A 26,547-nucleotide genomic window follows, 5' to 3' on the forward strand; every position below is an offset into this window, starting at 1 on the left:
TTCGGAATCGACCTGAGAGAGAGTAATCTTTGTTTGGAAGTGAGCTATTAGATCCCTTTTGCTCCACTTCACTCCACTTCAGACACGATAATAGCCCATGGAGATTTCCACACCTACGACAATTTCTGTCGAAATCCTGCAACTTTAGAGGGTTAGGTGGAAAACGGGCTAGGATTCCGTTTCCTGGAAACTCCTAATAGGTGGACCAACTCAAAGACCACAAGATGTGGTGTTTACTCGCTTGAGTACCATGGCCGGATAGACACTTCTCAAATGAGTCGTCTGCCTTTATAGGTGAACAAAAAGCGAAACTATAGCGAGCTGCTGGTTTTGCTCGGTTCAGAATGACTGAAGGTGAAGGCTAAGGTCGGGTGAGGAAAGGAAGGACTCGCTGCTTCCAGACGATGTACCCTGCTCCCGACAGATGTATGCCGTCAACTGTGAAACGCGGAGCGAGTTCCTCGTTCTCCAGTAGATCGTCATGAACATTGATATAGAAGATGGACTTGTTGTCGGCGTAGCCGCTGATTGTCTGGTTCATCTGACGGACCCACTGATTTAGCCTGGGTCCGCCAGTCCCACCAAGTGCCTCAACTAGAGATCCAGTAGAGAGCACGGGGAGCACGCTCTGCATGTAGACCCTGGTGGTGGGGCTTGCTTTGTGAATCGTTTGGAGAATTTGCTGGTACCTTCCGGCGGTGTCGGCGACGCTTGATCCTTCTACGGCGTCGTTGATTCCGATCATGAGATAGATGGCCTTGGGGTGAAGAGCCAGGACGGCATCGAGCCGATCGAGGACATCCACGGTGGTGTCGCTGCTGATGCCGCGGTTGAGAACCTGGAGATCAAGCAATTCATTCCACTCACACAATTCCGTCAGGCTGTCGCCGAGAAAAACGGTCGGAGAATCAACCGACGAGGTTTCGAGCGTTTCAAACAGGGACCTGCGTACAACGCTGTCGATTGTGCCATTGAGTGTGATGGGAGCAGGGGCACCAAAGCGCTCGACAAAGCGGGCCACTCCCCCGTGCTTGCGCACATAAAACACATACAGCGCGCCAGATGCCAAAAAGAGAAGATTTGCCAGAAGTGAAACACAAAGGAGAACGCCCAGGTAGCGTACTTTGCTCATGGCAGGATTCTAGTTGAGATAAAGGCGCTCGAAGATGCTTCCAGGCGGCGTTGCGCTCATCGCAGTTCCCCGCTTGCGACCAGGCGACGCACAACGAACAGCGCCCCGGACGGATTGAAATGGTCTCGGTCATTCATCAGGGGAATGGTTTGCGCGGCATCTGCGTATTCGAGGCACGTGCCCCCCTCGCACAGCGAATCGTACAGCGACACGAACGGCACATGCCATTTGTCTTCCACGACGGCGCGCAAACTTGCTTCCAGAGTTCCTTCTGCTTGCACAAGGTGTTTGCTGGCGAGGTCTGACTGGTGCCAGGCGACGGAGTAGGCAAGAAGGCGCGCAAGCGGCGCGTCGTAAGACGGAACGCATCCTATGACGACGACCGGAACCTGGTGCACCTTGGCCCAGGCCAACGTTTCTTCCAGCGGTGCGATGCTCCCTCCATTCCAATTCGCCTCAAGAATTACTGCCTGCACCGGATGAGTGGGCAGGTAGGTCTGGAACACATAATCCATCACATCGCGGCAAAGACCGGGCCCGGCATGGTGCAGGGTCGGCTCGCAACCACCTACGGTGGCCTGCATGACATTGGCGCTCGGGAGAGACTCGGAAAGTGCTAGCCAAAGAGCTGCGGCGTGACTATCGCCCAGAAGCAGGTAGTTCTTACTCGCCGGGTCCTCATGAAGGCAAGAGTCCAGGTTAAAGGTAGTTACCTTGTTCTGATCAAGAAAGCACGTTCCCAGGCGCATAGCTTTCTCTGCATTCTCGAGCGCGGCTCCGCGGTCTAGGTATGATGCGATTTGGTTGGTCTGAGCGGAAAATCGCCCCGGCAAACCTCGAGATGAAAGCACAAGGGATGAAAAAGCGGCGCAGACCAACATGACCCCGGCGGCCGTTGCAAACAGTTGCGACCCCGCTAGACGCAACCTTCCCTTGCGGAACGGCCGTTCCACGAATCTCCACGAGAGAATTGCCAATGCGAATGAAACCAGCAGGATGACGAGATGTTCGAAGCGGCCTACCGAGAGCAACCTGCCGAAGTGCCTGTCCCATACAGAATTCAGATCAATCAGTCCCATCTGGTAGACCAGGAGGACCGGCCAATGCCACAGGTAAAGCGAATAGGAGATTAGTCCGACAAACACGAAGGGACGCCACGCCAGCAACGCGTAGACGGCGCTTAGCCCTGATTCCCCTGCCCCAATGATGAGCGCGGCACCAACACACGGCAGTAGTGCGCTCAGCCCCGGGAAGAGCGTTCCGCTGGTATACAAGAAATCCGAGCATGCGATCATACCGACTCCCACAAGCGCAGCCAGGTTGCGCAACCAACGCGATTGCATCCCGGGAAACATCCCCAGCGAAAGCATGGTCCCAAGGAGCAGCTCCCATGCGCGCGTGTATGGCATAAAAAATGCGGTTGCGGGACTGTAGATCACGACCGCCGCACTGCTCAACAGGGAGGCAGCAAACAGGGCCACCACCGACACTCTGAGCCATTGAGCGAAGAACCGGCGTACCAGCACGAGGAAAATGGGGAAAAGGATGTAGAACTGCTCCTCGACGGCCAATGACCACGTGTGCAGCAGCGGATCCGGATTGTGGACGTCAAAGTAGCCGCTATGTTGCCAGAAATAGAAATTCGATGCGGAGAAGGTGGCCGCAAGCGTCGATTTGCTGAGGTCGACCAATTCGGAGGGGAGGAAAAACGCCAGGGCAAAGGCGGAGAACACCAGCAGCATGGCGAAGAGCGCCGGAAAGATTCGCCGAATACGCCGCTCATAAAAACCAATCACTGAAAAACGGGAGTTTGCGACTTCAGAAAAGACGATGGAACTGATCAAGTATCCAGAAATCACGAAAAATACATCGACCCCGACAAAACCGCCAGTTAGATGAAAAATGCCGAAATGAAATGCAATGACACTGAGGACGGCTACCGCCCTCAAACCGTCAATATCGGGGCGGTATTTCAATGCGTGAATGTGAAGCGACGAGTTGCCCATTCTTCTAAGTTATCGTGCGAACTCGGTGTCGTGGGACTGCCCAACAATTCGCTGACGAAACTGCCAGTGTAAGAACTTTCGGCCAAGCAGACCCTCAAAGAAGCCGCGTCGCAATCGCAGAAAGCAAAAGAAAGAAGAGAAGGGTTCGACTTGGCTGCAGGAGAACAAAAAGCGTAGCTAGTCCGCTGTCTCCGGTTCGACGGGCTTGCGGCGGCCGGTGACGATCTTCAGCAGGTACACGAAAACCAGCACATTCACTACCAGAAGTCCCACGCGCACCCAGGTGAGCCGGTGAAAGATCTCGAAGATCTCCCAGGGTAAAAACGATGCGGTGATGGCGAGGGTAAGGAATTCGCCCCAGGCTTTTTCGAGATAAAGACCGATACCCTCGGCCATGCCGAGCGCCGCGTAGCTGAAGGCCAGGGCGCCGATTCGCTTGAGAAGCGGATCGTTGATGAGGGATGCCCGGTCATAGAGGAAGTTGACGAATTTGGATTCAGGGTTGAACCGGAGCAGATCGCCAATATGGCTGATCACGTCGTCGATATCCTTGTGCAGAAGACGCAACGCACCTACGCCCACGGCAATAAACACCAGGGCAAGAAGGAACTTGTAAGCTGCGATGAGCACCAGCCATCGATTGTGTTTTTGGCGCTCCTGATCTAGCTTCCGATTCGAATCAGTCATGCTCTCCGGCAGTTCGGAACCTGAACGAACCGTCACTCTCATCTTACGTGAGCGCTCGTCCGCGAGTTCACCGGGACGCAGTGGTGCTACCAGCTCCGCCTGAAGCACAGCAGCCTTCTCCCGACCGCCAAAACCGAGTTGTTTTGTGGACTGGGTCAAAGTGCGGCCTGATCCCCCAACCTCATAGATGCGCTGAAGTGTCCCATGAGAGTAGTCAATTCCCCTACCCGGACGCAACAAGACAGGCTTCATGCGCGCAGGAAACTTGTAACCGCGGTAATGCCAGTCACGCTTTCCTTCACTTTCGGCATCCCTGATGGCCGAAAACGACCGCGATATGGGTACCGTGCCATTGGCTCCAGAGGAATATTCAGGGCTTTTCCGTGGATAAAGCCGGCTTAGAAGGTGGCGTCCCGCGATCAAAATTGCAGACTTGCATGGTTTTCGCACAAATCCTGGCCGCAGTGCCAATGAGCTATCTGCGCAGCTTCAGAAGGGCGTCGCGGTCCATCACATTGCCGTCGAAGATGAGGGTAGAGATACGGCGCGCATTCCAGACGTTCGATGTGGGATCGGCATCGAGAACGAGGATGTCGGCACGCCGGCCCGGCGCAATCTGCCCAAGCTCATTCCAGCCGAATTGAATGGCGTAATTATTGGTGGCAGCGGCGAGGGCTTCGCGCGGCGACAGTCCGATCCGCACCAGCATTTCCAGTTCGGTGTGCAGGGAGATGCCCGGCATTGTGCCGAATGCGGCCGAGCCCGAGGCCGCCAGGTAATGCGGATAGGCACTGAAGATGGTCTGATTGATGCGCCAAAGACGCATGGCTGTCTGGTCGGCTTTCTTGCGCTGGCTCTCTTCCATCCACCGTACCGAAACGTTGGGAAGATGACGCGTCCAGGGCGAGAGCGGGTAATCAAGTTCGCCTGTCGTATTATTCGATGGCATATACATGTTGACGGGATTGAGGATCGACGCCGCGGGCTCCTTCCACAGGTTGCGATGGTTGGGAAGGTTGAGGTAGTTGAGGCTGAAGGTGGGCATCAGCGCGGAGTGGTGCGCTGCGATGAAGTGGCCGTAATTGCGAAAGTGCGGATCGGTAGGTGGCAGGTGCTCCGCGTAGTCGTACGCCGTGGCAGCCGAAGCGCCGTAGGGATCCTCGACCAGGGGACGCTGCAGTTCGTCAGGGACTACGCCCAGTTCGTAGCGACCCATATGCAGCAGCACGTCAACCCCGGAATCGATGCTCACCGTGTACGGCGTCGAGATGAATTCACCGTACGTGACAAGGCCGAGCTGATGCGCGCGGGTAATGATCCATTGCGCGTTGGCGGCAGTGATATCCCACCCCAGCCAGAGCACGCGCGTGCCGAGATGCGCAGTGGCATTGATCTGGCTCGCAGTATCTTCAGGGCTCAGTTCCGCGGGATGCGCGCCTTCGTGGAGTTTCTCTGTCCACTCGCCGTGGCCCATCAGCAGACTCCAGTTGTCGGTGGTTCCGACGGAGTCGAGCAGATAGACGTGCGGGCTGGGATTGGCAGAAAAATCGATGTGCCCGCGACGATAGTCGCCACTCGCGACAATCGTAGTGACACCCATATAGAGATCGGCGTTCGCTTGTCCCTGGCTGTTCATCCCGGTAAAGCCGTCAATGAGTCCGGGGATAAGAAATTTTCCGGTACAGTCGATAACCTCCGCGCCCTTGGGAATCGGAATGAGGAATCGTGAGCCAACGTCGGTGATTTTGCCGTTCTGAATAATGACGATCGAGTTCTGCTGATCGAGCGCGGAGCGGCCCCAATCGGTGACATCAACGATCGTGCCGCCAATCAGAACCAGCGGCGGCGGTGCTGGCTTGGGAACGACCTGGACGGTATTCTGTGCTGAGCCTGGGATGCCGACCGATAGCGTCAGGAGCATCCATGTCAGCACAATACGATGTGGTCGCATACGAGATTCTTTATGCTCTGGATTGTCGCACACGGTCATGTCGGGTTAGATGGCACGATTTCCCATTTCGGGAATGATTCGTTGATTCAGCTGCACCGAAGACCCGGTTGCAAAGCAATGAACCGCGTTACCAGCAGTGCGTTGATCGCGGGAAGTTCTCAACTGGCGACCAGTGTGCGGCGCTTGCGCGAGTGCAGCAGCGGCAGCACCTGCGTGTACGCATCGTCGACAGTGAGGCCGTATTTTGCGCGAAGCGACTCGATCTTTCCGTGCTCGATGAACTGATCGGGCCAGCCGATGCGGACGACAGGGACGGCGCTGCCGATCTCCTGAAGCGCCTCGATGACCGCTGAGCCAAACCCACCCATCTTGACGTGGTCTTCTATGGTGACGAACGCGGCGACGCGGCGCGCATACGCAGCAAGCATCTCGCGGTCAATTGGTTTCACGAAGCGCGGATTGATGACAGCGGCGGAGAAGCCGTCGCGCTCGAGGCGATCGCCAAGTTCGCGCGCCAGCATCGTCATGGGACCGAGTCCAAGAATTGCAACGTCGGAGCCGTCGGTCAGCACCTTTGCTTTGCCGACGGGGATCGGTTGGGGATAGGGCTTGCAGTCGACACCGGCCACCGCGCCGCGTGGATAGCGGATCGCGCTCGGACCGTCGATAGTGAGCGACGTCGCCATCATGTCGGCGAGTTCGTCTTCGTCCTGCGGGGCCATCAGCACCATCTCGGGAATGCCGCGCAGATAGCTGATATCGAACAAGCCGTGGTGTGTGGGACCATCGTCGCCGGAGAGGCCGGCACGGTCCATGCAGAAGGTCACAGGCAGCTTTTGCAGCGCAACGTCGTGCACAACCGGATCGAAGGCGCGCTGAAGAAATGTGGAGTAGATGGCGCAGAACGGGCGAAAGCCGCGCGTCGCGATGCCGGCGGCAAACACCACCGCATGCTCCTCCGCAATGCCGACGTCGAAGTAGCGCTTGGGATGATGCGGACGGAAAAGATCGAGGCCGGTGCCATTGGGCATCGCGGCGGTGATGGCAACAACTCGCTCGTCCTTGTCGGCAATCTTCGCAAGGGTGCCCGCAAACACCTCGGCATATGTCGGCACGCCGGCAGCCTTGGTCATGCCGGTTTCAGGATCGTATGGGCCGAGGCCGTGAAATTTCTTCTGGCCGTCGAGGGCGGGCTGGAAGCCGCGCCCCTTCTGCGTGAGCACGTGCAGCAGGACGGGCCGATTCTCAGCCTTGAGGAACTTGAATGTCTCGATCAGCAGAGGAAGGTTGTGTCCGTCTATGGGTCCGAAATACTGCAGGCCGAATTCCTCAAACATGATGGAAGGCCACAGCATGCTCTTCGCAGCTTCTTCGGCGCGACGCACCACTTGGACCGCGGTCTTGCCGCCGATCTTTTCTACAATCCGGCGCGCTGAGTCGTGCAGTCGGTTGTAGTGCTCGTTGGTGACGATCCGGTGGAAGTAGCGCGCGATGGCGCCCACGTTGCGATCGATGGACCACTCGTTATCGTTGAGCACGACGATGAGGCGCTTGGTCTGGTCAGCGATGTTGTTGAGCGCTTCGAACGAAATGCCGTTGGTAAAGGCGGCGTCTCCAGCGACGGCAATTACATGTTCGTTGCCGCCAGCGAGATCGCGCCCAACAGCCATGCCCAGCGCAGCGGAGAGCGCTGTGCCCGCGTGGCCAGCGCCGTAACAGTCGTGCTCGCTTTCAGTGCGGAGCATGAATCCGTTGAGTCCGCCGGGCTGGCGGATCGTCGCGAAGCGATCGAGGCGGCCGGTAAGAATCTTGTGAATGTATGCCTGGTGGCTGACGTCGAAAAGGATGCGGTCAGAGGGAGTATCGAAGACAGAGTGGAGTGCGAGTGTCAGCTCGACAACACCGAGATTTGGCCCGAGATGGCCGCCTGTTTTCGAAAGCGTCTGGATGAGGAACGCGCGAATTTCCTCGGCCAGTTCTGTCATCTGGGCGGGGTTGAGGCGCTTGAGGTCCGCAGGCGAATGAATCGTCTCAAGCAATGCTCCCATGTTCACCCTTCCCCCGGGTAAAGCCGGGCGTTCGTGGCAATCAGCCCTGACCGGGCTACCGCTCTAGAAGCCAGCTTTGCCAACCAAGAGTATACCAATGGGGCAGTTTCCGGCGTTGTGGTATTAGACGCTATTTTCAGCTCTAAGGTATTGCTTTGATGGGACAAAACGGCAGTTGGCATGGAGCACGATCCAGCCCGATTGTGTACGATCTTGGATGAAGACAGGTGGGCCGATGAAGGTGTTGCAGGTTGCAAGAGAAACAAGTCGAGGATTTCTGTGCGGAATAGTCATCGCGGGGCTTTTGGCATGTGCTGGTACATGTGCCAGTTGGGGACAGCTGCCCCTGGGAGGAGAACAGCCGACGGCGCCGAATCCTCTGACCGACCCTACCGCCAAACCCGGAAAAGTCGTGCTGTTCGACCTTGAGGCACGGTTCGCCAAGGATGTACGCGAGCGCGGCGGCGCGGCATTTGCCGACTGGTTTGCGGAAGATGGCGTAGCCCTGAACAACGGGCAGGCGCCGTTGATTGGTCGGGTTGCGATCGTGAAGGGGGCGATCTGGGATCCGAAGGTCTACCAGTTGACCTGGACTCCCACCGATGCGCAGATGGGCCCCTCTGGCGACATGGGTTATACGTGGGGACACTTTGAAGGCCACAGCAAGGATGCCGCCGGCAACCCGCTGACGACCTCGGGACGGTACATGACAGTGTGGCGCAGAGAGAAAGACGGGAACTGGAAGGTGGTGCTCGATGCCGGCGCCAACGAGCCTGCCTCTGCCGGCGATTGCTGCAAGCTGCCGAATTCCTGAGTTACGTCGGCCCCAGTTGAGTCCACAGATGGTCCGCACAGCCCTCAATGGAGATGCGTATGACGGATGCAACTCGAGACATAGAGCGGCTGAAGAAGTTATCCGTGGTTTGCCTCGCGCTTCCCGAGGCTGTGCGCGAAGACCAGGGATCTCATGCGAGCTTCAGGGTTGCGAAGAAGGTCTTCGCTTACTATCTGAACGATCACCATAGCGATGGCATCGTCAGCATCTGCTGCAAGGCGCTGCCCGGCGACAACGAACGCCTGATTGCCTCCAATCCCCGAAAGTTCTACATGCCGGCCTACATCGGCCCTCGCGGATGGGTCGGGCTGCGCCTCGACCGGCCGACCGTCGATTGGTCTGAAGTCAAAGAGCTAGTGCATGGCAGCTACATGCAAACTGCGCCAAAAAGGCTCCTTAAGCTTCTTGAACAAGCCTGACTGGGGCGGGATGTGAGACGACCTGCATCCGTGCGTTGCTTTATAGACCGCGGAAAAACACCTATTTAGAAAGGGCACGGTTTCGACCGTGCCGTAAATGGCATAGAGTCTTCGTCGGCTTTAGCCGCTGAGGAAAGATCTTTCGAACGATTTGCCCGTTCTTCCGCAGGCTGCTTTAGCCGGTAATCGGGCAGCAAGTAACCAAAGAACATGCGCTAAAGAGCCCTGATCGGCGCGATTCCGATTGAGTGGAAGCGGTTTGTTGTGTATTCTGGCGGCACTTTCAGCAGGGGGTCGGGCCCATGGGATTCGTTAGTCGCTCGTTGCTGTTGTTGTTTGCGCTGTATGGCCTTGTGTTCGCGGTTGGTGATGCCTACCTGTTACATGGTGGAGCGCCGATCTGGGTGGGGATTGCGTTTGCGGTCGGCATCGTCGGACTACAGTACCTGCTTTCGCCGTGGTTTATCGAGTGGTGCTTCGATATCACCTGGTATGAAGACGATATCCCGGCACGCCTGCGCCTCTACATTGAGCAGCTTTGCAAGCAGCGCGGGTTGCCGATGCCGAAGATCGGCATCATCGAGAGCGGGACGCCGAATGCGTTTGCCTTTGGAAGACTGCGCAGCGATGCGCGCCTCGTAGTCACGCGCGGACTGCTTGACCTGCTCACCGAAGAAGAAGCCGAAGCCGTGGTTGCGCATGAGGTGGGACACATTGCGCACTACGACTTCGCCGTGATGGCAGTGGCCGCCATGGCGCCGCTGCTGCTTTACCAACTCTATGTGTGGACGCGCGGCAACAACAACACCCGCATTGTGAGTTACGCCGCTTACATTTGCTACCTGGTCGGGCAGTTCATGGTCCTGGCGCTCAATCGCCAGCGGGAGTTTGGCGCCGATCACTTCTCTGCCTGCGAAGCCCATGCGCCCAATGCGCTTTCATCAGCGCTGGTGAAGATTGCCTATGGCATGGTGAAGCAGAACGGCGAAATGGCGCGCCTCGCCAAGCAAGGCAGTAAAGACGAAAAGAAGGATGCGCGCAAGGCAACTCAGTTGGGGCGTGCGCTTGGCCTGATGGGCATCATGGGAGCGAGCAATGCAAATGCGATTGCACTAGGCGAATCGAGCCCCGAAGCGGCCGCGCGCGTGATGCGCTGGGACCTCGTGAATCCATGGGCCCGCTTCTACGAACTGAGTTCGACACACCCGCTCACTGCGATGCGTTTGTGCGCGCTCAACCGCGAAGCGCAGGCACAGGGACAGAACGTGATGTACGCCCTGCCGCTGGATGCGCGGATGCGCTGGGCCGGCTTTCCCGTGGAGTTTGCGGTTTGGGCCGCTCCGCTGGTCTGCGGATTTCTGCTCTTCAGCTGGCTCTGGATCGGACGGCCACTGGCAAAACTCGGTTTCCATTTTCCGCCACACTTCGCTCCCGTGCTTTTTCTGGTCATGGGCGTCACATGGATGGTGCGCATTGCCTATCGCTATCACGGCGAATTCAAATCGATCCAGGTGGAAGAACTGTTGGAAGACATGGCCGTCTCGCAGATGCGCACCCGCGCCGTCGAGCTGCAAGGCGAGATCGTGGGCAACGGCGTTCCGGGTGCCTTCTGGAGCCCTGACCTCGTGATCCGCGACAAAACGGGGCTGATGTTCGTGCTCTACAGGTCATCGATTCCCTTCGGCCGCCTGTGGTTCGCAATCTCCAATGTCGATCGTTATATCGGCGAGCAGGTCACCATCAAAGGATGGTATCGGCGTGGTCTGCGGCCTTACGTCGAGCTATCCCGCATCGAGTCGCAGGTGACCACGGCAAAATCGACCAGCGGGCCCATCACCTTGTTCGGCGACAAGGACAACCCCACACCGTTGATCCAGGCTACGCTGGTTTCGCGTTCATATTCACGCTGGATCCAGATGGCCGGCTCCGCACTAGCCACCGCAATCGGCGTCATCTGGCTGCTCGGAGATCTCGTGGCACGCTGAGAGCAATCGGCCGCGGCATAGGGTTTCGGGAAAACTGCGCGTTACGCATTGTTCATCATCGACGTGAGACAATGCGCTCGACGGTGTTCCCCGCATCTAACTCTGACAGCCGCACGACTCTTCTATGAATGTCTCCAGGAACCTGATCACCCTGCTGCTTGGGCGTCCTCTCGCAACCAGCGAGGAACGCGCCGAACACATCGGCCCAATTGCGGGCATTCCTATCTTTGGTCTCGATGCCCTCAGTTCCGCCGCCTATGGTCCTGAAGCTGCGCTCACACTGCTGCTGCCGCTGAGCCTGCTGGGCGTCAAGTACATCGTACCGGTCAGTATCGCGATCGTGATCTTGCTCGCGATTGTCTACGTCAGCTACCGGCAGACGATCGATGCGTATCAAAGGGGTGGCGGGTCGTATACCGTGGCCTCACAAAATCTGGGCGAAGGCGCGGGCCTGCTGGCGGCTGCAGCGCTCATGATCGACTACATCCTCACCGCGGCGGTGGGCATTTCAGCCGGCGTGGGCGCGCTGATTTCCGCAGTGCCGACTCTGCAGCCGCATACTCTGCAGCTTTGTCTCGGCGTGCTCGTCATTCTCACCATCGTGAACATGCGCGGCGTACACGACACCGGCGTCGTGTTCATGATTCCGACCTACCTGTTTACGGGCACGCTGCTCGTTGTGATCGCTGTGGGTATGTTCCATGCGCTGGCTAGCGGCGGGCATCCGCAACCAGTTACATCCTTGCCTGCATTGCCTCCGGCGACGGCTGCGGTTACCGCATGGCTGTTGCTGAAAGTCTTCTCGTCGGGCTGCACCGCGATGACGGGCGTCGAGGCTGTAAGCAACGGCGTGATGGCCTTTCGCGACGACACGCGCAGGAACGCAAAGATCACCCTCACCATCATCATCGCGCTGCTGATGGTACTTCTCATCGGGATTGCGGTTCTGTGCCGCGCATACGGAATCGGCGCGACCGATCCGTATGGATCGCACTACGAAAGCGTGCTTTCCATGCTTACGCGCGCGGTCATGGGCCACGGATGGTTCTACTACATCACTATCGGGTCGGTGTTGCTGGTGCTGGCGCTATCGGCGAATACGGCATTTGCAGATTTCCCAAGGCTCACGCGCGCCATCGCGATCGACGACTACATGCCGCATGTCTTCATGCTGCGTGGGCGCAGGCTGCTTTACTCGTGGGGTATCTACGTACTGGTAGCGCTCACGGCGACTCTGCTCATCGTCTTTCGCGGCGTCACAGATCGCTTGATTCCGCTGTATGCAATTGGCGCCTTCCTGGCGTTCACACTCTCGCAAGCCGGCATGGTGATGCACTGGAAGCGCGAGGGCGGGCACCCGTTTCGGATGTTTGCCAACGGATTGGGCGCCGTGTCTACCGGCATTACTGCAATCGTAGTGCTGGTCGCGAAGTTTGTGGAAGGCGCCTGGATCACGGCCCTGCTCGTCGCCCTGATGATCGTGTTCATGCACATGGTAAAGCGCCACTATGTGCGCGTCGATCGGGAGGTCTTTCTCGACAGGCCCATTGTGCCGGCCGAACTGAGCGAGCCCATTGTTGTGGTACCGATCGATCGCTGGAGCCGCATCACCGAGAAGGCCTTGTCGTTCGCTCTCTCCATGTCGAATGACATTCGCTGCCTGCATGTGCAGGTTGCCGACGAACCGGACGACATCTGCGTGCAATGGGACCGCTACATCGCCGATCCCTTGAAAGTGGCTGGCAAATGCGTACCGAAGCTCGAAATCCTGCGCTCACCCTATCGATACGTGCTGCAGCCGATGGTCGACTACATTCTGAAGACGGAGAGAGAGTCCGAGGTCCGCAAGGTTTGCGTCCTTGTGCCCGAGCTTGTTGTAAGGCACTGGTGGGAGAATCTGCTGCACAACCGCCGTGCCGATCTGCTCAAGGCCATCCTCCTCATTCGCGGCACCCGGCGGATTATCGTCATCAATATCCCCTGGTATCTTGAGCGGGGATGATGCGCTTCGAGAACGCAATCGACCGGTTCTTCGTGTGATGCCGATTCCCTTCCCCGGCTAAAACCGTCAGAATGAAGAGTGGTATCCAGCACAACATCTGAACGCATGAGCGACAGGAAATGTCGCACCCGCCTGCCGCTGCGATTCTGGCTCGCAGGTTTTCCGTGTCTCATTGCGATTGCGGGCGGAACTGCCTGGTGCCAGGATCAGCAGCCTCCAGGCCAGGTTGAAAACCCGAGCGTGTCCCCTGGGCTACCGACTACCGTTCACGGCGTGGTGCGCAATGGCTCATCCGGCGAACCGCTGCCGCGCGCGCTGGTCCGCATCAATGGCGACGCTTCGACCGGCGTGCTGACCGATAGCGATGGGCGGTTTGAGATTTCTGACGTTCCCTCAGGCCCGCAGGAGTTCACGATCATCAAGCCGGGGTTCATGGACCAGGTAGAAACCGCGGCGGACAGTGACGCACGCAATGTGCACGGCTATGGGCACAACGTCATCGTTGTTTCCCAAATGGGCGATGTGGTGTTCACGATGGTGCCGTTGAATTCCATTGAGGGAACGATTCAGCTCTCCACCGGCGACCTGGCCGAAGGGATCATGCTTGCCCTGCTGCGGCGCACTGTGCAGGATGGACGCGTGGTATGGCAAATGGAGACGAGCGCAAAGACCAACATCAACGGCGTCTATCGCTTCGGTGAGCTTCCTGACGGATTGTATGCGGTCTACACCGAGCCCACGATGGACAGCATCGCAGCCACCAATCTCGTCGAAACCGGCAGTGGAAACCAGGTGGAGCGCCAGGGATACGCAAGCACTTTCTACCCCGATGCGCGGGACCTCAATGGGGCTGCGAAGATCCGTGTGGCTGGTGGCGAGAAGGCACAGGCAAACATCAGTCTCGCGCTCGAGCCCTTTCACTCAGTGGCCGCAACAGCAACGATGCCGAAAATAAGTTCCAGCGCGGCGGGCGATGTTGTGGTGCAGGTGACCGATGCACAAGGACACTTCCTGCCCTACCCGGCCCAATATGACCCCGCGACCCATATGGTGCAGGCGGCGCTGCCCGATGGGGCTTATACGTTTCTGGCGAGTCTGCAACCGAATTTCCCGCATGTCCTGTCTGTCCGGAACGGAGAAGCCGAAAACCAGGCCTCCTTTTCTCCTCGTCTCGTCAGGGGCGAAGTCAGCATCACAGTCGCTGGCCGCGCCGTCTCCGGATTACAAATGCCAATGTCAGAATTGGCCGGCAATTCGATTCAGGTGATTATGACCCGGAATCCGAATGGAAGCGCGCAGACAGATGATCCGCACATCTTTGTCACACTCACCCAGCCCGGCGGATGGTTGGGCGATGGGATGGTCGGCAGCTTTGCGGAGGGTTCCGGTCTGACCCCTTTGCAGACGCAGCAGCCGCTGCCGGGTTCATACTGGGTGCACACCGCCATCGGCTCGAAATCGGTGTGCGAGGGTTCATTTACGGAGGGCGGCGCAAGTCTTGTGCGCGAGCCGCTGGTGATTACCGAAGGGGGAACGACCGCTCCGCTGGTGCTTACGCTAAGGGATGAATGCGCCGGGCTCACGCTCTCCCTGCCCGACTCGGTGGGCCTCGCTGCCGGAGAGGAGCCCTTCTACACCGTGTACGTGGTCCCCGACTTCGACTCGACGGAGGATGTGGTGCCGCAAACGCTGCGGCCCTCCACCGGCGGCAGAATCAAGCTGACGGGACTCACCCCCGGCAATTATCACGTGTACACCTTCGACCGGCCGGTTGCGCTTGCATACCGCGATCCGGTGGTGCTGGCGTCGTTACCGGGGCAAGCGGTAACGCTCGCACCAGGCGCCGACTCGGAACTTACTGTTGAGGTGCCGCAGCGATGAGGGCCAGAAGGTTGTCATTGCGCACCGCGACTTGCGTACTCGGCGGAGTTTTGGCTTGCGGTTCCCCACACGCCATCGCGCAGAACTCGCAAAGCCAATCGAGAGGCGTCGTGTCGGGCGAAGCAACGTCAGGTTCTTACCGGATTGCCGGCGTCCTGGTGAATGCGAAAACAGACGAGCCAGTGCGGCGGGCGACCGTCGAAGCACTGAAGGAAGCTGACAGTCGCGCCGTGGCCTCATGCATCACCGATAGCGAAGGGCATTTCGCGCTGACAGGTCTGACCGCGGCGAAATACCAACTGACGGCGTCGAAGCGCGGATTTCGCACCGCCTTTTACGACGAGCACGACCAGTTTTCGACTGCTATTGTGACCGGCCCCGATCAGGAAACCACGCAACTACGATTCAAGCTGATGCCCCGCGCGGTATTGCATGGCGCGGTGACCGGCGATGACGGCGAACCAGTAGCAAGTGCGCGTGTGATGTTGTTTCAAAGACCAAAGCATCCGAGTGACGGCGCGCGAACGATGCAGGTCGATGCAACTGTGACAGACGATACCGGCGCCTACGAGTTTGGCGATCTTGCCGCAGGGGAGTATCTGTTAGCAGTGATGGCGGAGCCATGGTACGCCGTGCACGAGGGCTCTCCCGCAAAACGAAACCCAGCGCTCGATGTGGCCTATCCGGTAACCTACTTTGACTCGACAACCGAAGAAGGATCGGCGACGCCGCTCGTGCTGGCAGGCGGAAGCCGTGAGGAAGCGAACATCAGCATGCACGCAGTTCCGGCATTGCGTATCCGCGTGGATTCACCGGGCAGGCCCGATCACGGCATGGTCGGACCGAATTTGCAACAAACGGTCTTTGGCTTGCCGGCAGGGTTGGACGGAAGCATTTCGGAGGACGGGCTGCACGGCACGATGGAGATTTCGGGCATCGCACCGGGCCATTACGAACTGACGCAAGGCGATCCGCAGCGCATCGTGGACCTTGATCTTTTGTCGAGTCTGCAGGTGGATCCCAACGCGGGCAGCGCTGCGCTTACGGTGACGGGCCGGCTGCGCATGGCGTCAGGGTCGCCGGTGCCTGGAGATCCGACCATTACTCTCGCGCGCATGGATGGCGCAGCGGGGCAGCCCGTGTACGCTACGCAGGCACACCGGGGCCAATTCACATTTGACGCAGTTCCGCCGGGCCAGTGGGCGGTAATGGCGACCGGGACCGGCACACTTATCCCTGTGGTTTCGGTATCGGCCGGAGGCATGCAGAGAGCTGGAAATGTCGCAACTCTGCGCGAACGCGGGTCTGATCTTGTCATAACCCTCAGCGACGCGGAGACGCGCATCGAGGGTTTCGCGCGGAAAAATGGAAAGGGACTCGCCGGGGCGATGATCGTGCTGCTGCCTCGGAGTCCGGCGCTCTGGCAGGCGCTGACGCGCCGCGATCAATCGGACTCCGATGGAAGCTTCGCTCTACAGAATGTCGCCCCGGGTCAGTACACCTTGGTCGCCATCGAGGATGGCTGGGAGATCGATTGGACCAGTCCCGATGCGATGGCCCGCTACCTTCCCGGCGGGACAAGCGTCACAGTATCAGAGAAATCAGGCGCGCTGATTCGTTTGGCTTCACCGGTGACAGTCGAGACGCCTTGATGCGTTTCGGAAACAGACAGGTTTCGGAAATTCGGGTGTAAGCAGGTAGTCTATGAGGGTACCTTTTGATGGACGGCACCTGAGGGCGGAAGCCAGCAATGGCTGATGGGGCTCACCATGGTGTTGAGGAGAATCCGCATTGATGAGTAAGAGGTTACTTTCCTTTTTGGCCGCCGCTTCGGCCATTGTTATTCCATTCTCTGCTGCAGGCCAGGTCGCCCCTGAACGCGCACCCAAGGATTTGACAGGGCCGGATTACAAGTACGAGGCCTACGTCGGCTATGGCTATACAAGTTTGAATCAGGTGAACCAGTCGCGCAGCGGCCTGCAGGGCGTGACCGGCTCGGTCATGCGCGACTTGGGCGAGCACTTTGGCGTGAAGGTCGACGGTAGCCACTATGCATGGGCCGTGACAGCTACGAATGTCGGAAGTCCAACCGTGGATCTATTTCTAGCCGGCCCTGTAGCCCATGCAAATCTCTTTGAAAAATGGAGCGCCTACGCCGAAGTCCTATTGGGCGGAGCGCACACGGGCGGCGTCACCATTCAACCGAAAGTATCCTTCGCGGGCGGCTTTGGCATGGGCGTGGACTACAACAAGAATGCGCGCTGGTCGATCCGGGCCTACGGGGATGACATTGGATCATCGTTCACGCTGGTTCCCTTCCAGCCAGGCGACTCGCCGCATATGCGCTGGAATGCGCGCGCGGGCATCGGAGTGGTGTACCACTTCTGATTCGTCCTCGATATTGGAAAACGAAAAGGCGGAGGCTACGGCCTCCGCCTTTTTGCTGCGCGGATGTGCGCGTCGAGTCAGATGACTGGTTCAGGCCCGACACGGTAAGTGAGTGATACGATGCCGCTGGGAAAAGTTCGCGAGTCCTTGAACTGGAGCGGCCAGCGCCTTCCTTCGCGAACGAGAGGAACGCCGCCGCCCAGCAGCACTGGAATGACGGAGAGTTCGGCACGGTCAACCACGCCGGAATCAAGAAGGCTGCGAAAGGTCGTGCCGCCCCCGAAGAGCCAGATGTCTTTGCCGGATGCGCGCTTCAATTCCGCCACCGTGGCGGCCAGGTTAGAATTCAGGATTGTCACATCGCGATGCTGCGCCGGGTCAAGCGCTGTGGAAGCGACAAAGACTCTCATGCCGAATTCCTTCGGCGAACGGCCTTCGCGCAATATGAATTCGTAACAGTTCCGCCCCATCACGATCGTGTCGAAATGGCCGAAGATTTCGCCAAATTCCATGGTGGGGTCCTGGATGATCCAGTCGTACTCTCCCTTCGGACCGGCGATAAAGCCGTCGAGGCTCGTGGCCACGCTATAAACAAGCTGACGCATAAATTCCTCAAAAACAATACCGCCAGATCCTCGCCTATTTCCTCAATTCAATCGCGATCACCTGGCCGTCAACGCTCTTGTCGGTAGTTTCGGCATACTGCACCTTCGCCTTCATTCCGTTGAGGTCCTTGCATGGATTCATGGATCCATTAAACGTGAGTCCAACAACGGTAAAGTCGATCTTCGTAAAGTCGTTGCTGTACACCTTGACCACGCTCTTCGCGCCTTCGACCTGAAACTCCATCACGGAGGGATAGCTGCACGTAACCTGGCGCAAGACGCCAACGAAGCTGTGTTTCAGCCCATTGGCGTCGGCGGGATGCTTTGGCGTGTTTGGCACATCGACGACCTCTGTAACCGGCCGGCCCGGGCCCGGCCCTCCGGAATCGCGCGGCGCTCGTTCAGCCTGCGCCTGCTGCACCTGGTTAAGTTGATCGATGCGCATCTGCACCAGATCGGCCTGACTGCGATTGCGCGCCAGCTTCGACGCGATCTGCAGTATCGCAATCGCGTCGGTATAGTGGCCCATGCTGCTGGCAACGTTGGCTGCATTCATTCGGAAGTACAGGTTGCCGGGATCGAGCCTCACTGCGTTGTTGGCCAGCGAGGAAGCCTCATCGAGTTTCGTATGACGCATGACAAGGAATGCCTCAAGTCCGTCATACGCCGGCCCGAACTTCGGATTTAGTTGGATCGCTGCCCTGAAGCTCGATTCAATTGCCTCGTCGTCGCCATTCCCCCCACTTCGCATGGAGATGGTTGCGAAGTAATAGTTCGCCAGGTAACTTTTGGAGTCAAGCTTGACGGCCTCACCGTACCACTTGCGCGCCCCCGCGGAATTGCCGGAATGGAGCTCGATGCCGCCCATCGTTTCCATCGCGCGAACATTGTTGGGATCGGTCTTCAAAATCGCGTCGATAATCTCGCGGGCTTCCTTTTCGCGCTGGACCAGGGCGAGAATCTCTGCCCGGTCGGCATCGGCATCCACCTGCGTGAGGGACTTCACCGTGAATGAAGCTTCATCAATCGGCGCGGCGGCGCTTTGCATGATGAACTGCTTGTATTGGCTCGCGTGAATATAGTTCTCGAGGCCGGCCTGCAGCCGTTTGAGATCGCCGAAGGCTTTCTCCGCGGCAGCTACCGAATCCTCATGGTGCGACATCAGGTTCAAATAGGTGGTGAGCCTGTCGGTCTTGTTTTCCCGATCCGTAATCATCAGGAAGTGCGTGAGCGCCCAGGCTTCGGCATAAAATATGCTGCCTTTCTGCTCCTCGTGATAGTACGGCGAACTGGCGTCGACCTTGAACAGCACGGGCAATGGGATCAGGCTCTGCTGGCGCAGAAACATAAGCTCATCGACGCTGGCCTGCCCGAGAATCACATCCTTTTCGTGAATATCGGTGTTCTGGAAGAACTCCGCCAACCCCTCGTTGAGCCACAGCGGCATCCACGATCCGGCGCTCCGGAACTGCAGGTGCGTGTACTCGTGATACACGGTCGCATAGGCATGTTCCTGCTCCGCATCAAGGCGAACGAGAATGTAATTCTTGTCTTGCGCGGTAAGGAAATATCCAGCCAGTGATAGCTGTCCTTTGGCGAGGTAAGCCTGCGGCTCTACCGACTGAAACGTCTTCCCGTTCTTCGCCGCGAACACCATGATCGGCGTCGGCGGATCGACGTTGAGCTTCGGGAAAAGAGTCTGGAAGACCCACCGCATCCGTTCGAACTGATCGAGAATATGCCGGGCCTGCTTTTCGCTGGCGTTCGTCACCACTTTAAAATGGCTGCTGCTGACTTCGGTCCATTGGTCGGAACCTGCCAGGGCCGCCGGACACGCACCGGCCAACATCAAAACGAGAACAAACAACTTCTTCTGCATGGTTGGCGACCAGTCTAGCAAAACGGGTTATTTCTTGCGACGCGACGTCAATCCATGATGCTGAACTGCAGGTAGGGACGCGAAATGCTGACGATTACATCGTCATCTCGCTCCTGAATCCATTGATCTTGAGAAGCATTCGCATCGAAACCTGCTGCTCGACGCAAGGTGACATCGACCTTGAAGAATGGACAGTCACGGCTCACAAAAGTGCGCTGTAGGGCCGTAGAAATGCCACCCTCCGTAGTGAAAACGCGCATAAGTTGTTCGCGGTTCCTTCCCGGTTCGACGGTCAGCATGCGCTTCAACGATTCGCCCACCCAGGCCACATGATCTGATGAGGATCGGCTGCCGTCCTCGGGCGAAGACGAAAACGCGGTTGCGCCTCCAACAAGGCTAAAAGCCGCAAGAGACCTGAGAAATTGGCGCCGGTATTGCTGGTTTCTCGCTTTCATTGTTCTGATTGACGCGCGAATCCGGTCTTCGTGAGAGGCTAGCGCGCAACCATGGGTGGAAAGCGGGAGGTAGAGTGCAAATGTCGACGCTAGCTCTCGCTTTTCAAGCGTTTGTTCTCGGCCTCAAGCGCTTCGAGCCGCCGGCGCATCGGTGCCAGGATTGTCTCCAATTCGACCCCGGAGTAGCGTGGCGTGATGTGCTGCTGGCAGTTCCAGTCGAAAGCCTCGACATGAATGACGACGGCGCGCTCGGGTGGCGTCTTCTCTTCGGCGACGCGAAACGACTCGATGAGTTTCTCCGCTTCGGCGTCTCCCTCGTGAATCGTCGCCCGCCCCAGGACCTTCAACCGACTCTGCGTGGGATAGTCCATGAAGAACAGTGCGACGCGATCGTCGTGCTTCAGATTTGCGGTGCTGATGTATTGCCGGTTGCCGCGCAGGTCTGCAAAGCCAAGCGTCCGGTCGTCGAGCACATGGATGAAGCCTATTGGGCCGCCGCGAAACTGAATGTAGGGCCAGCCCGTTTCTGTGACTGACGCCATGTAGAAGCCGTCGCGCTCATGAATGAACGCCTGCTCGTCGGGTCCAAGCCGGTCGCCGGGATCAGGTGACTGCTCAACGCGCTCGTAGAGGTGGCGGCTGCCATGCACTCTCTGCTCTTCCTTCACCAACGGCGTAAAGGCAAGCTCCGCGAAACGTCGACCCATGGGTTCTCCCTGTTCAGCAGATATGAATAGGATGAGGGGACGCACCCGCTGGGTTCAGGAAGTGAAGGGCTACGAAGATCGTCGGAAATCCCCAGGTCTCATCATCGAGACCTGGGGCACCCAGTTTCCTTCTCGCTCAGCCCTCTTCCGCTTCCCGCAGCTTCGCAATCACCGTGAAGTCTTCCAGCGTCGTCGTGTCGCCCTTGATTTCGCCGTGTGTGGCCAGTTCGCGCAGCAGGCGCCGCATGATTTTGCCGCTGCGGGTTTTGGGCAGAGACTCGGTGAAGCGAATGTCGTCAGGCCTTGCCAGCGCTCCGATTTCCTTCGCGACCCATTTGCGCAGCTCGTCCTTCAACGCTTCGCTGGGTTGGTTGCCGCTCTCAAGCGAAACAAAGGCTGAGATGGCCTGGCCCTTCAAATCATCGGGGCGGCCAACAACGGCAGCTTCTGCGACCTTGGGGTGCGCGACCAGCGCCGACTCCACTTCCATGGTGCCGAGGCGGTGTCCGCTCACATTGATCACGTCGTCGACGCGCCCCATCAGCCAGAAATAGCCATCGGCATCCATGCGCGCGCCATCGCCGGTGAAATAACAACCGGGAACGTCGGACCAGTAGGTCTTCTGAAAGCGCTCGGGATCGCCATAGACGGTGCGTGCCATCGATGGCCACGGCTTGCGGATGATCAGCAATCCGCCCGAGCCCGCAGGAACAGCGTGAAAATTCCCTTGCGCGTCAGGCTTCGTCACGACTTCGGGCTGAATGCCGAAGAATGGCCGCGTCGCTGATCCGGGCTTGGTGGGTACCGCGCCGGGAATGGGCGCGATCATGATGGAGCCGGTTTCAGTCTGCCACCACGTATCGACGATAGGGCAGCGATTGTGTCCGATCCGTTCGCGATACCACATCCACGCTTCGGGATTGATCGGTTCCCCTACGGTTCCAATAAGTCGAAGCGAGTCGAGCTTGTGCTTGTCAACGTACTGGTCGCCCCATTTCATGAAAGCGCGTATCGCCGTCGGTGCGGTGTAGAAGATAGTGACACAATGATCGTCGATGATCTTCCAGAAGCGCGAAAAGTCAGGCCAGTTCGGAGCGCCCTCGTACATCAGGACAGTGGCGCCATTCTGGAGCGGCCCGTAAACAACATACGAGTGACCGGTCACCCAGCCGATGTCAGCCGAGCACCAGTAGATATCGTCATCGTGCAAATCGAAGACATACTTCGACGTGATGTAGGTCTGCACCGCGTAGCCGCCAGTGGTATGGACAAGACCCTTCGGCTTCCCTGTCGTGCCTGATGTGTAGAGGATGTACAACGGATCCTCGGAATCCATCGGCTCTGCCAGGCACTCTGCGGGCGCATCGGCAACGATGTCATGCCACCACCAGTCGCGGCCCGTAACCATGTTTACCGGCGAGCCACTGCGCTTGTAGACAATGACATGGTTGACGGTGTGGCAGGCGGGCATCGCCTCGTCCACGGTGCGCTTAAGCTGGACCTCGTTCCCGCGGCGATAGCTCGTGTCCTGCGTAATGATGGCCACGCAGCCGCAGTCATTCACGCGGTCGGCGATGGCATTGGCGGCGAATCCGCCGAAAATTACCGAATGAATGGCACCAATACGCGCACAGGCCAGCACGGCAATAGCCAGTTCCGGCGTCATGCCCATATACACGGCGATGCGATCGCCCTTCTTGATGCCGAGGGCCTTGAGGCCGTTGGCGAAGCGCTGCACTTCTGCGTGCAACTCGGCATAGGTCAGCCGACGAGTCTCACCCGGCTCACCCTCCCAGATGATGGCAGTCTTTCCCGCGCGCTCGCTGTGCACGTGGCGATCGAGGCAGTTGTAGCTCAGGTTCATTTTGCCGCCGACGAACCACTTGGCCGACGGCAGATTCCACTCGAGCACTTTGTCCCATGGTTTGAACCAGTGGAGTTCTTCCGCGATCCCGGCCCAGAAAGCTTCAGGATCTTCGATCGATTTCTTGTACATGGCCTCGTACTGCTCAAGGCTCTGGATATGGGCGTGCTTCGCAAACTCCTCCGGCGGAGGAAAGACGCGATTTTCGCGAAGAGTCGACTCGAGATCCTGGCTGGAGAGGGATGAGACTGATTTGGGATCTGCGGGAACGTGCGCGGAAGACATGAAATTAAGTCCCTTCAAGGAAGAAAGCAAAGCCGCAATATCGGGCCGGCGCAATTTGGATCGCGGCGGCTGCGCATATTGCTTGTGGAAGCCACTTTATCGAGGCAGGGGCAGGGACGGCAAGCCAACCAACCGACGAAGAACCTGTCCTCGGCACCACCAGGCAAGGAAAGTAGCGCACGCAGAAATGGTCGCTCTTGGGACTATTCCCCAGCAGTGACGGACGGAATTGGTGCCCCGGGCGGCCCGAGCGCATTCTTTTCCAGTGAAACTTCCTCCCAAATCAGCGTGCCATGCGTTTCCCTTAGGAAGACGATTCCACGACAAAGCAAAGAGCGGAAACTCCGATGGGGTAATAGAGGCCGGCAAAGATATTGCCAGTCGAGGCGCAGAGGGTCAAGCCGATGAGTGGGAGCATGCCTCCGAAAACGCCATTGCCAAGGTGATAGGGGAGCGAGATGGAGGTGTAGCGAACCTTCGCTGGAAAGGCTTCAACCAAATATGCGGCGATAGGACCATAGAGCATGCAGCCAAAGATAACCTGAAGCCAGATCAACAGGCTGAGCATGGGAAGATTGGCGTTGACCGCCTCTTGCGCCGGGACCAGCTTGCCGGTTGCCGAATCCACAGTGAGCGGCGTGAGCCTGATGGCTCCGGTAACCCGGTCTTTCACTGAGCTGACTGTGACTACATTGTTGCCTGCGGCGGATCGCATGCCTTTGTAAATGGGAATGAGGGTGAAGACCGTGAGCACCAGGGCGGTCATCATCAGTTTCTTTCGTCCGATGCGGTCAGAGAGTGCGCCAAAGACGACGTAGAACGGAATTCCGGCCATGAGTGCAAACACCACAACAATATTTGCGGTCCTCGGATTGAGCCTTAGAACTGTCTGCAGGTAGAAGAGTGCGTAGAACGATCCTGTATACCAAACGACTCCCTGCCCGGCGGTCGCTCCGAACAACGAGATCAGAATCTGTTTCAGGTTTGACCAATGCGTCAACGCGTCCTTCAGCGGCTGGGTGGAGTGCATGCCCGCAGATTTAATTTGCGAGAAGATGGGCGACTCTTTCATGCGGATGCGGATGTATAGCGAAACGCTCACCAGCACGAGTGAAAGAAGAAACGGAAGCCGCCAGCCCCATCGTTGAAACGATGCCGCGCTCATGCCCTGCTGGGTAGCGAGGATGGCGCCAAGAGACATCAAAAGGCCGGCAGACGCTGTGGTCTGGATGAAGCTGGTATAGAAACCACGCCGGTTGTCCGGAACATGCTCCGCCACATAGACCGCCGCGCCACCGTATTCACCTCCCAGCGCCAGCCCCTGCAGGATGCGGATCACGATGAGAGCAATCGGCGACAGCCATCCGGCGGTCTTGAAAGTCGGCAGCAGTCCGATGGAAGCCGTAGATGCGCCCATAATGCTGAGCGTAATAATGAAAGCGATCCGTCTGCCGAACAGGTCTCCAATGCTTCCGAAGAAAAGCGCCCCGAAGGGCCGCACCAGAAAACCAACGGCAAATGTTGCGAGGTAGGCGACCAGAGCGAATGTGTCGTTGCCGGGTGGATAAAACTTGAGGGCCAGAATCGTCGTTAGCGAGCCGAAGATAAAAAAATCGTACCACTCAATCAGGGTTCCGGTGGCCGCGCCCAGGATGATTTGAGCCAGGAAAACGGGTGTTGCCGCCGCAGAGCGCGAAGATGCCGACGATGCCATTCGTTCTCGACCTCAAACAATCCGCGTGGCTCAAGTCCGATGAAAGATCAGCGCGGTTCTGCGGCACTTGGTTTTTTTGAAGAGTCCGCAGCCCACTCTGCTGGCGCGGCAATTTGAATGTCAAGTTAATTTCTTTAGATTGTCTCCGCTAGCTCGCCGTCTACTCGGCAGCTACCGGAGCAGGCACGGGCGCAGGAATCTGCCAGGACTCCTTCCTTTCCGTCAACATTTCGTTCCAGATCAAGGTCCCGCGGCTCTCTTTCAGGAAAATCATTCCCACCACGAAGCTGAGCGAAGTGACGGCAACCGGGTAGAAGAGCCCCGCGTAGATGTTGCCCGTTGAAGCGCACAGACTCACGCCGATCATCGGCAGCAAACCACCGAAGACTCCATTGCCAATGTGATAGGGCAAAGAGACAGAGGTGTAGCGGACTCTTGCCGGGAAGGCTTCTACAAGATATGCGGCAATGGGAGCGTACGTCAGGATCGAAAACACCGTCTGCAGCCAGATGAGAAAGATAAGCGCCGCCTCATTGGGATGGGACGCCTCGGATGCTGGAACGAGTGTGCCGCTAGAGGGGTCGGGCATCAGTGGCGTGAGGTGGATGTCGCCGGTCACTCTGTCCTTGGTTGAGCCCACCGTCACGACGTTGTTGCCCGCAGCCCGCTGCATCGCTTTGTACACCGGGAATACACAGACAACAAACAGCAGCATTCCGGCCATCATGATCTTCTTGCGGCCGATGCGGTCAGAGAGTGCTCCAACCATGGGATAGAGCGGTTGGGCGGCAATGATGGCGACGGCGACAATGACATTCGAGGTGTGGGCATTTACGCGCACGATGTTCTGCAGGTAGAAGAGCGCGAAAAACATTCCCGTGTAAGAGACAACAGACTGGCCTGCAGCCGCGCCGAAGAGCGAGATAAGCACCTGTTTGAGATTCACCCATTTTCCGAAGGCGTCCCTGATCGGCGTTTTACATCCGGTCCCTGATGCCTTCATGTGCGAGAAGATCGGCGACTCTTTCATGCGGAAACGAATGTAGAGTGAGATGCCCACAAGCGCGATGGAAATCAGAAACGGTAAACGCCATCCCCACTGCTGAAAGCTTGCGGCAGTCATAAAGTGCTCAGTGGTAAGAATGACGCCAAGCGAAACCACCAGTCCCAGTCCGGCAGTCATCTGCAGAAAGCTGGTGTAGAAACCGCGCCGGTTGTCGGGCACATGTTCGGCAACATAGACGGCTGCTCCGCCATACTCCCCTCCGATGGCCAGGCCCTGCAACATCCGGATCACGATGAGCGCGACGGGCGAAAACCAGCCGGCTGTCTGATAGGTCGGCAGAAGGCCAATGGATGCAGTTGCAGTTCCCATAATGCCGAGGGTGGCAATGAAGGCAATCCGGCGGCCCATCAGATCGCCCACGCAACCGAAGAACAGAGCGCCAAAGGGACGAACGAGAAACCCCATAGCAAATGTTGCGAGATAAGCGATTAGCGCGAATGTGTCATTACCGGGCGGGTAAAACTTGACGGCCAAAACCGATGTGAGCGAGCCGAAAATGTAGAAGTCGTACCACTCGATGAGCGTCCCGGTCGACGCACCGAGGATGATTTTGGCGAGGCCCTTGGGTGCGGCAAAGCCTGTGCTGCCTGCGGCCAGAGAAGACATTCGCTGATCGACCTCGCGAAGTGTCCGGGTCA

At 58.1% G+C, this 26,547-nt stretch carries 19 protein-coding genes; 7 read left to right on the plus strand and 12 right to left on the minus strand.

What is annotated here, in order from left to right:
- Window positions 1-361: 361 nt before the first annotated feature.
- The 5 genes from VK574_RS03495 to dxs all read right to left on the minus strand — a co-directional run bounded on the left by VK574_RS03495 (window position 362) and on the right by dxs (window position 7,824).
- Complete coding sequence (locus tag VK574_RS03495; RefSeq protein WP_472798419.1) at window positions 362-1,132, minus strand: GDSL-type esterase/lipase family protein; 771 nt, start codon at window positions 1,130-1,132, stop codon at window positions 362-364.
- 56 nt (window positions 1,133-1,188) lie between these two features.
- The gene (locus tag VK574_RS03500; protein WP_472798420.1) at window positions 1,189-3,138 is read right to left on the minus strand and encodes an acyltransferase family protein; all 1,950 of its coding nucleotides are present in this window, start codon (window positions 3,136-3,138) and stop codon (window positions 1,189-1,191) included.
- Window positions 3,139-3,315: 177 nt separating this feature from the next.
- Window positions 3,316-3,825 (minus strand): DUF2127 domain-containing protein, encoded by a 510-nt coding sequence (locus VK574_RS03505; protein ID WP_472798421.1) that lies wholly within the window; start codon window positions 3,823-3,825, stop codon window positions 3,316-3,318.
- Between the two features lie 475 nt (window positions 3,826-4,300).
- Entirely contained in the window at window positions 4,301-5,776 is a 1,476-nt protein-coding gene (locus VK574_RS03510) for an amidohydrolase family protein (RefSeq protein WP_472798422.1), read from the minus strand.
- 158 nt (window positions 5,777-5,934) lie between these two features.
- Window positions 5,935-7,824 (minus strand): 1-deoxy-D-xylulose-5-phosphate synthase, encoded by a 1,890-nt coding sequence (gene dxs / locus VK574_RS03515; protein ID WP_472798423.1) that lies wholly within the window; start codon window positions 7,822-7,824, stop codon window positions 5,935-5,937.
- A gap of 412 nt (window positions 7,825-8,236) precedes the next feature.
- Between dxs and VK574_RS03520 the strand changes: the two genes are divergently transcribed.
- The 7 genes from VK574_RS03520 to VK574_RS03550 all read left to right on the plus strand — a co-directional run bounded on the left by VK574_RS03520 (window position 8,237) and on the right by VK574_RS03550 (window position 17,334).
- The gene (locus VK574_RS03520) at window positions 8,237-8,638 is read left to right on the plus strand and encodes a YybH family protein (RefSeq protein ID WP_472798424.1); all 402 of its coding nucleotides are present in this window, start codon (window positions 8,237-8,239) and stop codon (window positions 8,636-8,638) included.
- Window positions 8,639-8,697: 59 nt separating this feature from the next.
- A complete protein-coding gene (locus tag VK574_RS03525; RefSeq protein WP_472798425.1) occupies window positions 8,698-9,078 on the plus strand; it encodes an MmcQ/YjbR family DNA-binding protein in 381 nt (126 codons plus the stop codon).
- A 302-nt stretch (window positions 9,079-9,380) separates the two neighbouring features.
- On the plus strand, window positions 9,381-11,063 hold the full coding sequence (locus VK574_RS03530; RefSeq protein WP_472798426.1) for a M48 family metalloprotease: 1,683 nt from the start codon (window positions 9,381-9,383) through the stop codon (window positions 11,061-11,063).
- Window positions 11,064-11,187: 124 nt separating this feature from the next.
- Window positions 11,188-13,065: an APC family permease gene (locus tag VK574_RS03535; protein ID WP_472798427.1), complete on the plus strand. Its 1,878-nt coding sequence runs from the start codon at window positions 11,188-11,190 to the stop codon at window positions 13,063-13,065.
- Between the two features lie 105 nt (window positions 13,066-13,170).
- Entirely contained in the window at window positions 13,171-14,946 is a 1,776-nt protein-coding gene (locus tag VK574_RS03540) for a carboxypeptidase regulatory-like domain-containing protein (protein ID WP_472798428.1), read from the plus strand.
- Between the two features lie 17 nt (window positions 14,947-14,963).
- On the plus strand, window positions 14,964-16,598 hold the full coding sequence (locus VK574_RS03545; RefSeq protein WP_472798429.1) for an MSCRAMM family protein: 1,635 nt from the start codon (window positions 14,964-14,966) through the stop codon (window positions 16,596-16,598).
- A 142-nt stretch (window positions 16,599-16,740) separates the two neighbouring features.
- Window positions 16,741-17,334, plus strand: a complete 594-nt coding sequence (locus VK574_RS03550) for a hypothetical protein (protein ID WP_472798430.1) — start codon at window positions 16,741-16,743, stop codon at window positions 17,332-17,334.
- 77 nt (window positions 17,335-17,411) lie between these two features.
- On the opposite strand, the gene VK574_RS03555 is transcribed toward VK574_RS03550, so the two are convergent.
- The 7 genes from VK574_RS03555 to VK574_RS03585 all read right to left on the minus strand — a co-directional run bounded on the left by VK574_RS03555 (window position 17,412) and on the right by VK574_RS03585 (window position 26,515).
- Window positions 17,412-17,939: a dihydrofolate reductase family protein gene (locus VK574_RS03555; protein WP_472798431.1), complete on the minus strand. Its 528-nt coding sequence runs from the start codon at window positions 17,937-17,939 to the stop codon at window positions 17,412-17,414.
- A gap of 34 nt (window positions 17,940-17,973) precedes the next feature.
- Window positions 17,974-19,806 carry a DUF1570 domain-containing protein gene (locus VK574_RS03560; RefSeq protein WP_472798432.1) on the minus strand — a complete coding sequence of 611 codons (1,833 nt, stop codon included), beginning with the start codon at window positions 19,804-19,806 and terminating at the stop codon, window positions 17,974-17,976.
- Window positions 19,807-19,865: 59 nt separating this feature from the next.
- Window positions 19,866-20,126 carry a hypothetical protein gene (locus tag VK574_RS03565; RefSeq protein ID WP_472798433.1) on the minus strand — a complete coding sequence of 87 codons (261 nt, stop codon included), beginning with the start codon at window positions 20,124-20,126 and terminating at the stop codon, window positions 19,866-19,868.
- 236 nt (window positions 20,127-20,362) lie between these two features.
- Window positions 20,363-20,980, minus strand: a complete 618-nt coding sequence (locus VK574_RS03570) for a pyridoxamine 5'-phosphate oxidase family protein (RefSeq protein WP_472798434.1) — start codon at window positions 20,978-20,980, stop codon at window positions 20,363-20,365.
- Between the two features lie 136 nt (window positions 20,981-21,116).
- Complete coding sequence (acs, locus tag VK574_RS03575) at window positions 21,117-23,129, minus strand: acetate--CoA ligase (protein ID WP_472798435.1); 2,013 nt, start codon at window positions 23,127-23,129, stop codon at window positions 21,117-21,119.
- 304 nt (window positions 23,130-23,433) lie between these two features.
- On the minus strand, window positions 23,434-24,843 hold the full coding sequence (locus tag VK574_RS03580; protein ID WP_472798436.1) for an MFS transporter: 1,410 nt from the start codon (window positions 24,841-24,843) through the stop codon (window positions 23,434-23,436).
- 160 nt (window positions 24,844-25,003) lie between these two features.
- The gene (locus VK574_RS03585) at window positions 25,004-26,515 is read right to left on the minus strand and encodes an MFS transporter (RefSeq protein ID WP_472798437.1); all 1,512 of its coding nucleotides are present in this window, start codon (window positions 26,513-26,515) and stop codon (window positions 25,004-25,006) included.
- Window positions 26,516-26,547 lie beyond the last annotated feature (32 nt).

This window comes from Occallatibacter sp. (genome assembly GCF_035317045.1).
Lineage (GTDB): Bacteria > Acidobacteriota > Terriglobia > Terriglobales > Acidobacteriaceae > Telmatobacter.